The sequence below is a fragment of the Methylobacterium aquaticum genome, from assembly GCF_001043915.1.
Lineage (GTDB): Bacteria > Pseudomonadota > Alphaproteobacteria > Rhizobiales > Beijerinckiaceae > Methylobacterium > Methylobacterium aquaticum.
The window spans coordinates 46,373-58,515 of sequence record NZ_LABX01000183.1 but is presented as its reverse complement, the minus strand read 5'-3'; the positions used below and the strand labels follow the sequence as shown (position 1 = coordinate 58,515).

10 protein-coding genes and 1 pseudogene are annotated in these 12,143 nt (G+C 70.6%); all 11 read left to right on the top strand.

All coding sequences use genetic code 11. The features are described from left to right. Positions 1-363, top strand: a pseudogene (locus VP06_RS33845) (hypothetical protein); the annotation flags it as partial. Between the two features lie 2 nt (positions 364-365). Beyond that, positions 366-854 carry a GNAT family N-acetyltransferase gene (locus VP06_RS22870; RefSeq protein ID WP_048466090.1) on the top strand — a complete coding sequence of 163 codons (489 nt, stop codon included), beginning with the start codon at positions 366-368 and terminating at the stop codon, positions 852-854. 196 nt (positions 855-1,050) lie between these two features. Continuing rightward, entirely contained in the window at positions 1,051-1,710 is a 660-nt protein-coding gene (locus tag VP06_RS22865) for a cytochrome c3 family protein (protein WP_048466089.1), read from the top strand. Next, a complete protein-coding gene (locus VP06_RS22860; protein WP_048466088.1) occupies positions 1,707-4,682 on the top strand; it encodes a TAT-variant-translocated molybdopterin oxidoreductase in 2,976 nt (991 codons plus the stop codon). Before VP06_RS22865 ends, VP06_RS22860 begins: the two co-directional genes overlap by 4 nt. After that, a complete protein-coding gene (locus VP06_RS22855) occupies positions 4,679-6,670 on the top strand; it encodes a quinol:electron acceptor oxidoreductase subunit ActD (protein ID WP_053081991.1) in 1,992 nt (663 codons plus the stop codon). Before VP06_RS22860 ends, VP06_RS22855 begins: the two co-directional genes overlap by 4 nt. After that, positions 6,667-7,212, top strand: coding sequence for a c-type cytochrome (locus tag VP06_RS22850; RefSeq protein ID WP_048466087.1), 546 nt, complete (start codon positions 6,667-6,669; stop codon positions 7,210-7,212). Before VP06_RS22855 ends, VP06_RS22850 begins: the two co-directional genes overlap by 4 nt. After that, positions 7,212-8,270: a hypothetical protein gene (locus tag VP06_RS22845; RefSeq protein WP_048466086.1), complete on the top strand. Its 1,059-nt coding sequence runs from the start codon at positions 7,212-7,214 to the stop codon at positions 8,268-8,270. Before VP06_RS22850 ends, VP06_RS22845 begins: the two co-directional genes overlap by 1 nt. Then, positions 8,267-8,824, top strand: a complete 558-nt coding sequence (locus tag VP06_RS22840; protein WP_053081990.1) for a hypothetical protein — start codon at positions 8,267-8,269, stop codon at positions 8,822-8,824. Before VP06_RS22845 ends, VP06_RS22840 begins: the two co-directional genes overlap by 4 nt. Beyond that, entirely contained in the window at positions 8,821-9,789 is a 969-nt protein-coding gene (coxB, locus tag VP06_RS22835; protein WP_048466085.1) for a cytochrome c oxidase subunit II, read from the top strand. The genes VP06_RS22840 and coxB overlap by 4 nt, the downstream gene beginning before the upstream one ends. Before the next feature lie 10 nt (positions 9,790-9,799). Continuing rightward, a complete protein-coding gene (locus VP06_RS22830; protein ID WP_048466084.1) occupies positions 9,800-11,476 on the top strand; it encodes a cytochrome c oxidase subunit I in 1,677 nt (558 codons plus the stop codon). Then, complete coding sequence (locus VP06_RS22825) at positions 11,473-12,135, top strand: cytochrome c oxidase subunit 3 (RefSeq protein ID WP_048466083.1); 663 nt, start codon at positions 11,473-11,475, stop codon at positions 12,133-12,135. Before VP06_RS22830 ends, VP06_RS22825 begins: the two co-directional genes overlap by 4 nt. The last annotated feature ends 8 nt before the right edge of the window (positions 12,136-12,143 follow it).

The window sequence follows — 12,143 nt, the reverse complement described above, 5'->3', positions numbered from 1 at the left end:
TTTTTTTTTTTCAAGCAGAAGCTGGCATACGATATCCTCAGGATTCTCGTGGGCTCGGAGTGCTGTATAAGAGACAGCTCCCACACCACGCCCGGCCGCGCCCCGAGCGAGGCCGCCGCGAACACCGCCGGCCCGGAGACGATGCCGGGCGCCCGGGTGACCGACCAGGCGCTTGCCGCCGTGCCGGCCAAGCGCAGCGGCACCGTCGACGACGCCACCGGCTCGGTGGCCGCGCCCGCGCCGCGGGGCCGCGCCACGGTGCTGGCGACCGGCCCCGACGGCACGGTGGCGGAGGCCGAGGTGCGGCTGACCAAGGCGGACCTCCAGGCCGCGCCGGCCTTCCGGTACGAGGCCGCCCGCTGAGCATGACCAGCCCCCGCTGGCGCCCCTTGCGGGCGTCGGACCTCGCCACGGCCTCGCGGATCGCCGCCCTGATCCACCCGGATTACCCCGAGGACGACGCGGTGATGGCCGAGCGCCTGCGGCTGTGCCCGGAGGGATGCTTCGCGCTGGTCGCCGACGATGGAGCGTTGCTGGGCTACGCCGTCGGCCATCCCTGGCGGGCGCGCTCGGTGCCGGACCTCGACACCCTCCTGGGTGCCCTGCCCGCGCCGGCAGGCGCCTGGTGCATCCACGACGTGGCGCTGCTCCCGGACGCGAGGGGCCGCGGCGCCGCGGCCGAACTCGTCGGGCTGATGCGCGCGGAGGCCCGGAGGCGCGCCGTGGCCGAGATGGTGCTGGTCGCGGTCGGCAACGCCGCCGGCTTCTGGCGCCATCACGGCTTCCGGCCGATCCCCGAGGTGCCGCCGCCCGGCTACGGTGCCGGGGCGGCCCTGATGGTCGGGGACATCTGACGCGGCGCTCGACCGCCCGGCTGTGACATTCCGCCCTTCTCGCAGACGCGGCCTCTGGCCGGGGCCGGGCGCTGCGCCACCTAGCCCTGCATCGTGGCGAACTGCGTAGAGCGTGATGACGAGGACGGCGTGCAGAGCGTGAAACCCGCCTTGCGTCATGACGCTTCGGCTTTCTCCCGGACCGGGGCCTGACGCCGTGCGCCAGCTCTTCGCGCCGGGCGCCGATGCCCTCCTGCGCCTCGCGCTCCTCACCGGTGCGGCCTGCCTGGCGGCGCTGCCGGTGGTGGGGGCGGGGCTGGTGCGCTCCTCCTACGTCACCGGCGTGGGGGTGGCGCCCGCCCAGCCGGTGCCGTTCAGCCACAAGCACCATGCGGGCGAATTGAAGATCGATTGCCGCTACTGCCACACCACGGTCGAGACCCAGGCCACCGCCGGAATCCCGCCGACCCAGACCTGCATGACCTGCCACAGCCAGATCTGGTCCGGCTCCGACATGCTGGAACCGGTGCGGGCGAGCTACGCCAAGGACCAGCCCCTGGTCTGGACCCGCCTGAACAAGCTGCCGGGCTACGTCTACTACAATCACGCCGTCCACGTCACCAACGGCATCGGCTGCTCGACCTGTCACGGCAGCGTCACCGACATGCAGCTCACCTACCGGGCCAACGCCTTCGAGATGAGCTTCTGCCTCGATTGCCACCGCAACCCCGAGACATACGTGCGGCCGAAGGACCAGATCCTCACCATGACCTGGAGCCCGCCGGCGAACCAGGCCACGCTCGGGCCGGACCTGGTGCGCCAGTACCATATCCGCGGCGGCGAGCGGCTGACCGAATGCGGGATCTGCCACCGATGAGCGGCGGCATTGCAGAGTTGCGCGCCCGCCTCGCCGGCGGCGACGGCCCGGCCTTCTGGCGCAGCCTGGACGCGGTGGCGGAGTCGCCCGAGTTCCGGGCCTTCCTCGACACCGAATATCCGGCCGCCGCGCGGCTGGCCGCCGCTCCCGACCGGCGCGGCTTCCTCAAGCTGATGGCCGCCTCCTTCGCGATGAGCGGGCTTGCCGCCTGCGGCCAGCCGGACGGGCGCTCGAAAGAGATCCCGTATGTCCGCCAGCCCGAGCGGATCGTCCCGGGCGCCCCCCTCGCCTATGCCTCGGCGGCCCTGATCGACGGCTTCGCCAACGGCATCACGGTCACCACCCGCAACGGCCGGCCGCTCAAGATCGAGGGCAATGCCGAGCATCCCTGGAGCCGCGGCGGCACCGACGTGTTCGCTCAAGCCTCGGTGCTCGGCCTGTACGATCCGTTCCGGCTCCAGACCCCGCAGCATCTCGGCCGGCCGAGTTCCTGGCCGGCCTTCCGCGCCGCGATGACCGGGCGTTTCGCGGCGCTGAAGGCGGCGGAGGGCGGGCGCGGCCTCCACCTCGTCACCGGGCCGGTGACCTCGCCCTCGCTCGCCGCGCAACTCGCCGCGATGCGCCGGGATTTCCCGGCCATGCGCTGGCACGTCTCGGCCCCGGTCGGGCGGGACGCGCTCTACGAGGGCACCCGCCGCGCCTATGGCCGCCCGCTCGAGACCCGCTGGCGCTTCGACCAGGCCAGGATCGTCGTCTCGCTCGACGGCGACGTGCTCGATCCCGGGCCCGGCCAGGTCGGGCAGGCGCGGGACTGGATCGAGGCCCGCCGCAGGGCCGCCGGCGAGGGGCGCCTGCTGACCCTCCACCATGCCGGCCCGAGCCCGAACCTGACCTCGGCCAAGGCCGATTCCCCCCTGGCCCTCGGCTCGGACGGCCTCGACGCCCTCGTGCGCGACCTCCTGGCCGAGGCCGGGGGCGGTACGCCAGAGGATCGCAGCGGCCCGGCCGCCGCGTGGCGCCAGAAGGCTTTCGCGGCGCTGAATACGGCCCGCGGCCACGGAATCGTGCTCGCCGGGACCCAGGCCGGGCCGGACTTGCTGGCGCAGGTCCACCGCCTCAACGCGGCGCTGGGCAATACCGGCCGCACCGTCTTCCATACCGCACCGGTGCCTGTCCTCGGGCCTGAGCCCCTGTCGGCCCTGACGGAGGCGATGGGCCGGGGCGAGGTGCAGGTCCTGGTGATGCTCGACGTCAACCCCGTCTACGACGCGCCGGGCGATCTCGGATTCCTCGCCGCCCTCGCGCGGGTTCCGCTCAAGATCCATGCCGGGCTCTACCCGGACGAGACCGCCTTCCATTGCGACTGGAACCTGCCCCTCGCCCACCCGCTCGAAGCCTGGGGCGATGCCCGCTCCCTCGACGGGACGGTGACGCTGATCCAGCCGACGATCCGCCCGCTCTATGACAGCCGCTCAGGTCCGGAGATCCTGTCGATCCTGACCGATGCCGAGGCGAAGGACGGCGCCGCCCTCTTCGACGCCCATTGGCGCCGGCCCGACGAGACCGAGGCCGCCTGGGCGGCGCGGCGCGAGGCGTTCCTGCAAGCGGGGTTTCTGGAGAATACCGCGCTCGCGCCCGAGGCCGTCGGCGCAGCCCTGCCGGCCACCGTGGCCACCGTCCGTCCCGCGCCCTCGCCAGCCGGCCCGGCCCGGCGGGTCGAGGTGCTGTTCCGGCCCGATGCCAGTGTCTGGGACGGCAGCCTCGCGAACCTCGCCTGGTTGCAGGAACTCCCGAAACCCCTGACGAAAGTGGTATGGGGCAACGTGATCGCGGTGAGCGCAAGCCTGGCCGAGCGGGAGGAGCTGCGCCAGGGCGACGTCGTGACCCTGGAGGCCGAGGGGCGGCGGATCGAGGGGCCGGTCTGGATCCAGCCCGGCCAGGCCGACGATTCGGTCACCGTCGTCCTCGGCTACGGCCGACGGATTCCCGAGCAGCTGGCGGACGGGCTCGGCTACGGTGCCTCGCCGTTGCGCGCCAGCGCCACACCCTGGCGCCTCGCCGAGGCGACGCTGGCCAAGACCGGCCGCACGGCGCCGCCCGTGACGACGCAGGACCACGGCACCATGGAAGGGCATGACATCGTCCGCGTGCAGACTGTGGGCTCAACCGCTCCGGTCGCCTCCCGCGCGGCCCTGCCCTCGCTCTATCCCCCGGCCCCGACCTCGCCGGGCGGGCGCTACGGCTCCGAGCGCGCCTGGGGCATGGTGATCGACCTCGATGCCTGCATCGGCTGCAACGCCTGCGTCACCGCCTGCCAGGCCGAGAACAACATCCCGGTCGTCGGCAGGGAGGAGGTGGCTCTCGGCCGCTGGCTGCACTGGCTCAGGATCGACCGCTACTACGAGGGCGGGATCGACACCCCGAAAACCCACTTCATGCCGGTGCCCTGCATGCATTGCGAGCAGGCGCCCTGCGAAGTCGGCTGCCCGGTGGAAGCGACACTCCACGACCGCGAGGGGCTGAACCTCATGGTCTATAACCGCTGCGTCGGCACAAGGGCCTGCTCCAGCTACTGCCCCTACAAGGTCCGCCGCTTCAACTATCTCGACTATTCCGGCGACACGGCGCCGGTGCAGCAGCAGCAGCGCAACCCGGAGGTCACCGTCCGGGCCCGCGGCGTGATGGAGAAATGCACCTACTGCGTCCAGCGGATCGCAGCAGCACGGATCGAGTCGACGATGGGAGATCACGCCCCGATCCGCGACGGGGCGGTCCAAACCGCCTGCCAAGGCGCCTGCCCGACCCGGGCCATCACCTTCGGGGACCTGCGCGATTCCGGCAGCCGGGTCGCCGCGGCGGCGGCCGATCCGCGCAATTACGGCCTGCTCGCCGAACTCAACACCAAGCCGCGCACCACCTACCTCGCCCGGCTGGTCGAGGATGCCGCCGTCACACCGGGGAGCGCCCTGTGAGCGGGACGGTCACGCCTTTACCGGCCCGGGCCGGCCTCCTCGGCAAGGGCGAGGATTTCGCCTCGATCGGCCGCGCCGTCACCGGCGCCTCGTCCCGCATCCCCTCGCGGGCGTGGTGGATCGCCTTTGCGGGCGCCGGCGGGCTCCTCGGCGTCTTCGCCGTCACGCTGGCCTGGCTGCTCATCAACGGCGTCGGCATCTGGCACAACAACAACCCGGTCGTCTGGGCGCTCGACATCGTCGCCTATGATTGGTGGATCGGCATCGCCTGCGGGGCGCTCCTCACCTCCGCCATCCTGCGCCTCACCGGCGCGTCCTGGCGCTCCGGCATCGATCGCATCGCCGAGACGACCGCGATCCTGGCCGCCGCGTCCGCCGCCCTCTACCCGATCATCCATCTCGGGCGGCCCTGGCTGTTCTACTGGACCCTGCCCTACCCCAACACCCTGGCGCTCTGGCCGCAATTCCGCTCGCCGCTGGTCTGGGATGCCATCGACATCATCAGCTTCCTGGGGGTCTGTCTGGGGCTGTGGTATGTCGGCTTGCTTCCCGACTTCGCGACCCTGCGCGACCGCGCCTTCGAGGCGGCGCTGGCGGAAGCCGACGAACGCGGCCGGACCCGGCGCCTCACGCTCATGAAGGCGCAGACCTACGGCATCCTGGCGCTCGGCTGGCGCGGGGCGTCGACCCATTGGGAGCGCTGGCTGATGGCCACCCGCACCCTGTCGGCGCTCGCCCTCGTCCTCGTCGTCTCGCTCCAGACCGGGGCCTCGGTGATGCTCGCCGGCAGCGTGCTGCCGGGCTGGCACGACACGCTGCTGCCGGTGAGCTTCCTTGCCGCCTCGCTCCTCTCGGGCGTCGGCGTCACCGCCGCCTTGACCGTGCTGGTGCGCCGGGCGCTTCACCTCGATGCGCTGATCACCGAGCGGCACATCGCCCTGATGGCCCACCTGATGCTGGGTCTCGGGCTCGCCTCGGCCTATTGCTACGCCACCGAGATCTTTTCGGGTCTGCTGCACGGCGATGCCTACGACCGGGCGGTGCTGGTGCGGCGCCTCTCCGGCTCCCATGCCTGGGCATTCTGGATCATCGTGGTCTTCGCCCTGCTGCCGGTGCACCTGTTCTGGTTCGCCGCCTTCCGCCGCTCCGGCCGGGTCGTGGCGCTGGTCGGCCTCGCCGCCGCCATCGGCAGCTTCGGCGACCATTTCATGCTGCTGATCGTGACGCTCAGCCACGACTTCCTGCCCTCCTCGGCCCATCCCTATTCCATGGGCGTCTGGGGCCTCGCCACGCTCGCCGGCACCATCGGGCTGTTCCTCGCCCTGCTGCTGTTGGCTTTGCGCACCCTGCCGATGGTCTCGATCGCCGAGACGCGGCGTGTCGCCGAGAGCCACCGGGATGGGCGGCCGCGCGGCGAGCGGGCGCCGGTTCCGGCCGAGAGCGCCCAGGCGCGGCTCTGGGGCGTGAGCGCCGAGTTCGACGATGCCGGCGCCCTCGCGGCGGCGGCGGGTGCCTTGAAGGAGCGGGATTTCGGCGCCCGGATCGAGACCTATGGCCCGGTGCCGATGCGCCGCGTCGCCGAGAGTCTCGGGCGTCCGGCCGGGATCCTGCCGCTCCTCGCCCTCGGGGCGGCGCTTGCCGGCGGCCTCGCCTTCATGGGCCTGTGCCTCTATGCGTCCGGCGTCGATTACGTGTTCGATGTCGGCGGGCGGCCCCGCTTCTCCTGGCCGGCCTTCCTGGTGCCGAGCGTGTCGTTCGGCACGCTCTGCGGCGGGCTGACCGCTTTACTGGCGCTGCTGGTCCAGAACCGCCTGCCGCGGCTCAACCACCCGGCCTTCGCGATCCCGGGCTTCACCCGCGCCAGCGAGGACCGCTTCTTCCTCGCCTTCGAGGCCGCGGGCCCCCGCTTCAACCCGGCCCGGATCGAGCAGGCCCTGGCGCGGCTGCCGCAAGGCCGGCCGCTGACGATCCGGAGGGTGCCGCTGTGAAGCGCGTCCTCCTCGTCCTGCCTCTCGCCCTCGCGGCCTGCGACCAGGCCAACATGGTGAGCCAGCCCAAATCCAAGACCTGGGACAGCAACCCGTTCTTCCCGCAGAACCAGACGATGCGGCTGCCGCCGCCCGGTACCGTGCCGCGCAACAGCCCGGACCGGCCGGTGCCACATCCGGCCTCCGCCAGCCCGGAGCTGCTGGCGCGGGGCCGGGAGCGCTACGACATCTTCTGCACCCCCTGCCACGGCGGCGCCGGGCATGGCGACGGGCTGATCGTGCAGCGCGGCTACCCGCGCCCGCCGGCCTTCGTCGAAGCCCGCCTGCGGGCGGCCCCGGCACGGTATTTTTACGAGGTGATCAGCAACGGCAAGGGCACCATGCTGCCTTACGCCGCGCAGGTGCCGCCGGCCGACCGCTGGGCAATCGTCGCGTATCTTCGCGCCCTGCAACTGAGCCAGGGCGCGACGCTGGCGAGCCTGCCGGCGGAGGATCAGGCCGCCGTCGCCGCGGCGGGCCAGACCAGTCCGGGGGGCAAATGATGAGCCGTCGCCCGATTTCCCTCGTCCTCGGCGCCGCGGCTTTGGGGATCTGCGCGCTTGCCGGCGTCACCGGCAGCCCGGTGATGCCGTCCTATCTCGCCGCCTGGCTGATCCTGGTGTCGCTCCCGGTCGGCGCCCTGCCGCTGCTGATGGGGCTCGAACTCGCCGGCTTCGCCGCCGGACCGATGGCCGCATCCTTGCGCCGCCTGCTCGGCCTGCTTCCCATTGCCGGCCTGCTGCTGCTGCCGGTGCTGCTCAGCCTCAATGGCCTCTATCCGTGGGATCGCGGCCTGCCGCCGCGCACCCCCTTTGCGGCGTTGTGGTTCACGCCTCTGTTCTTCATCCTGCGGAGCCTCGTCTATCTGGCGGTCTGGCTCTGGCTCGCCAACATCTTCCGGCGCCCGGCCGCCGAGCCCGGAAGCCCGGCGGCGGCCCGGCGCCGGAGCCAGGCGGTGCTCGGCCTGATCCTCACCACCGTCACCGGCACGCTGGCGGCGGAGGATTGGGTGCAATCGGCCGATCCGGGCCTCGCCTCGACGGCCTTCGGCCTCTTGGTCATGACGATTCAGGCGGGTCTCGCCGTCTCGGCGGCAGCCCTGATCGCGGCGCGCGATTCCTCCGGCCGGCCCGGCCGCGACCAGCGCACCGCTGCCGCCTTCGCCGATCCGATCCTGGTGCTGCTGGCGATCTGGGGCTTCGTCCATGCCGCGCAGTACCTCACCGTCTGGTCGGCGAATCTTCCCGAGGAGGCGCGCTGGTACCTCGCCCGGGACGGGGCGCTCGGCCGCCTCGGACTCTGGGCCGGGATCGGCGTGATGGTGCTGGCAGCCATCGTCCTGGTGCCGCGCCGCAATGCCGGCCGGCCGGCTCTGCTCGCCGGCATCGCCCTGCTGATCCTGGTGCTTCACGGGGCCGAGATCTTCTGGCTCGTCACGCCGGGCTTCCGCGGCGCGTTCCAATTCACCTGGGCCGACGCGCTGGCGCTGATCGGGGTGGTGGGCGTCGCCGGGGGCCTCTACGGCCCGGTCGATCGCCGCCTGCGGGGCCAGGTCTCATGAGCGGCGGCATCACCCGGCCCGGCCCCTTCGCCCTGCTCTCGGCCGTCGCGGCGGCAGGCCTCCTGCGGCTTGCCGGCGTCAAGCCCGTGGCGCCGCCCGAGCCCGACCACGGCCCGCACAACCCGGAAGGGTTCGAGGACGAGGATGTCGATGTCCGCCGCACCGCCTTCGTGGTGGCGGGGCTCGCCGGCTCCGTCGCCGTCGCGATCGCCGCCGTGGGGCTGATGATGCACCTGTTCGGCGTCTGGCATGTCGGCGGCACCCCGCCCCTGACGCCGCAGCAGACCGCCAAGGTGCAGCCGCCGCCGCCCAACCTCCAGGGCGCGCCCTACGAGGACCTCGCCCGCCAGGAGGCGCGGGAGAGGGCGCAGCTCACCACCTACGCGCCGCTCCCCGACGGGCACGCCCGCATCCCGGTCGCGCGCGCGATGCAGCTGATCGCCGGAACATCCCTCGATTCCCCTGCCCTCGATTCCCCTGCCCTCGATTCCCCTGCCCTCGATCCCTCCGCCGTGGATCCCTTGCCGCCCGCCGGCGGAGCCCCCGCGCAATGAACCCGACCGACCTCGCGCTCCGGCTGTGGCCGCCGGCGGCCTCCGCCACCGCGGTCGAGACCGACTGGCTGATCCTCGCCTTCACGGTCCTCACCCTCCTGCTCACGGTCCCGGTCTTCGTCGCGATCACGTGGTTCGCGATCCGCTACCGCCAGGGCGAGCAGGCCGACCGCCACCACGGCAACACCCGCAGCGTGCTCATCGAGATCAGCTGGATGCTGATCCCGTTCCTGCTCACCCTGATCTTCTTCGTCTGGGGCGCCCGGCTGTTCTTTATCTCGAAGCAGGTGCCGGGCGATGCCATGGTGGTCGAGGCGATCGGCCGGCAATGGATGTGGAAGTTCCAGCACCCGACCGGCCAGTCCGAGATCAACGACCTGCATCTGCCGATCGGCCAGCCGATCAGGATCCGGATGATCAGCCAGGACGTGATCCACAACCTCTACCTGCCGGCCCTGCGGATGCAGATGGCGACGCTGCCCGACCGTTACACCGAGCTATGGTTCAAGGCCGACCGCGCCGGCAGCTACCGGCTCTACTGCTCGGAATATTGCGGCACCGACCATTCGACAATGGACGGGACGCTCACCCTGATGACCCAGGCCGATTACGCCGCCTGGTTGCAGAATTCCGGCGCGCAGCAGGGCGGCCAGGCCGGGGCGGGCCGCGTCGTCTACGAGTCCTATGGCTGCGGCGCCTGCCACGATCCCGGCGCCAAGGTCCGGGCGCCGTCGCTCGCCGGCCTCTACGGCCGCGAGGTCCGGCTCGCGGATGGCCGCACCGTCACGGCCGACGAGACGTATCTCCGCGACAAGATCCTGAACCCGAACCGGCAGAAGCTCGCCGCCGACTACAAGCAGGTCATGCCGGCCTTCCGCACCGTGATCCCGCCCGACGACCTCGACCGTCTCGTCGCCTACCTGAAGAGCGCGGGCGCGACGGCGCAGCAGCAAGCCAGTCCATGAGGTCCGTTCGATGACCAGCGGCACCATCACCGGCGGGCCAGCCCTGCGCGACCCCCACACTCCGGATTCCCGCCTCGGCCATGGCGCCGATTACCTGCATGCCGAGCACACCCTGCGCTCATGGTTCTTCACCACCGACCACAAGCGCATCGCCCTGCTCTACCTCGCCAGCATCACCGCCTTCTTCGTCATCGGGGCCGTCACGGCCGGGCTGGTGCGCCTGGCGCTGGTGGTGCCCGACGGGCAGGTCTTCACCAACGACACCTACAACAAGCTGTTCACGATCCACGGGGTCGTGATGGTGTGGTTCTTCCTGATCCCCTCGATCCCCGCGACCTTCGGCAATTTCCTGATCCCGCTGATGATCGGCGCGCGGGATCTCGCCTTCCCGAAGCTGAACCTCGCCTCCTGGTACGTGTTCATGACCGGCGCGCTGTTCACGCTGGCGAGCGTGGTGCTCGGGGGCGTCGATACCGGCTGGACCTTCTACACGCCGCTCTCCACCGCGTTCTCGAACACCTGGGTGGTGCCGGCGCTGATCGGCGTCACCATCGTGGGCTTCTCGTCGATCCTGACCGGCCTCAACTTCGTGGTGACGATCCACACCATGCGGGCGCCGGGGATGACCTGGTTCCGGCTGCCGATCTTCGTCTGGACCCATTACGCCACCAGCCTGATCTTCCTGCTGGCCACCCCAGTCATCACCGTGGCGCTGATTCTGCTCATCGCCGAGCGGGCCTTCCATATCGGGGTGTTCGATCCGGCCTATGGCGGCGATCCGGTGCTGTTCCAGCACCTGTTCTGGTTCTACTCGCACCCGGCGGTCTACATCATGGTGCTGCCGGGCATGGGGGTGATCTCCGAGATCGTCCCGGCCTTCGCGCAGAAGAAGCTGTTCGGCTACAAGTTCGTCGCCTACGCGGCGATCGGGCTCGCCTCGGTGACCTTCTTCGTCTGGGGCCACCACATGTTCGTCAACGGGCAGAGCGACTTCGCCAGCGTGGCGTTCTCGGTGCTCAGCTTCGCGGTGGCGGTGCCGTCGGCGGTCAAGGTCTACAACTGGACCGCGACGATCCACAAGGGCTCGCTCAAGCTCGACACGCCGATGCTCTACGCCATGGGCTATATCGGGCTGTTCGTCCTCGGCGGCCTCACCGGGCTTTATCTCGCGACCCTCGCCATCAACCAGCACGTCCACGCCACCTACTTCGTGGTGGCGCATTTCCACTACATCATGGTCGGCGGCACGGTTTTGGCCTTCCTCGGCGGCCTGCATTTCTGGTGGCCGAAGATCACCGGGCGGATGTATATCGAGGCCTGGGGCCGGATCTCCGCCTTCCTGATCTTCATCGGCTTCAACGTCACCTTCTTCCCGCAATTCATCCTCGGCTATCTCGGGATGCCGCGGCGCTACCACGTCTATCCGCCGGAATTCCAGTTCCTCAACATCCTGTCATCGGCAGGCTCGACGATCCTGGCGGTCGGCTACCTCTTCCCGATGGTCTATCTCGTCTACTCGATCTGGTTCGGGAAGCGGGCGCCGGCGAACCCCTGGGATGCCAGGGGCCTCGAATGGACCGTGCCGTCACCGCCGCCTTCCCACAACTTCCTCACCGAGCCGGTGGCGCCGAAGGTGCCCTACGACTACCCGCTCCAGGCCCAGGAGACCGGGAGGCAGCACTCGTGAGCGCGGGAGCCACCGACGCGCCCGTCGGCGTCAAGCTCGTCTCGCATTTCGCGACCGTCGAGCAGCAGAAGCGCGCCGCCGTGCTCGGCATGTGGGCGTGGCTGCTGACCGAACTGCTGCTCTTCGCCGGCCTGTTCCTGACCGCGCTGATTCTGCGCCTGCTCCACCCGGAGGCGGTCCAGGCGGCGGCGCGGCACCTCAAGGTCTGGATCGGCGCCACCAACACCGTCGTGCTGATCGGCTCCAGCCTGACCATGTCGGGGGCGATCCAGCTCTCGCGACTCGGCTGGCAGCGCGGCATGGTGCGCTTCATGCTCGCCACGGCGGCTCTGGGCACCCTGTTCCTGATGCTCAAGGGCTACGAGTACTACGCCGATTACCACGAACACATGATGCCGTTCCTGTCCGACCGGCCCTATGCGCTCAAGGATTCGCCGCCCTCGCGGCTGTTCGTGAATCTCTACTACGTCGCGACGGGCCTCCACGGCCTGCATCTGATGACCGGCATCACCCTCCTGCTGGTGATGACCTGGCAGGCGAGCCGGCCGGGCTTCTTGGCGCAGCACCAGAACCGGATCGAGATCTTCGGACTCTACTGGCACTTCATCGACCTGATCTGGATCATCGCCTTCCCGACCCTCTACGTGCTCAACCGGTAGGAGGCCCC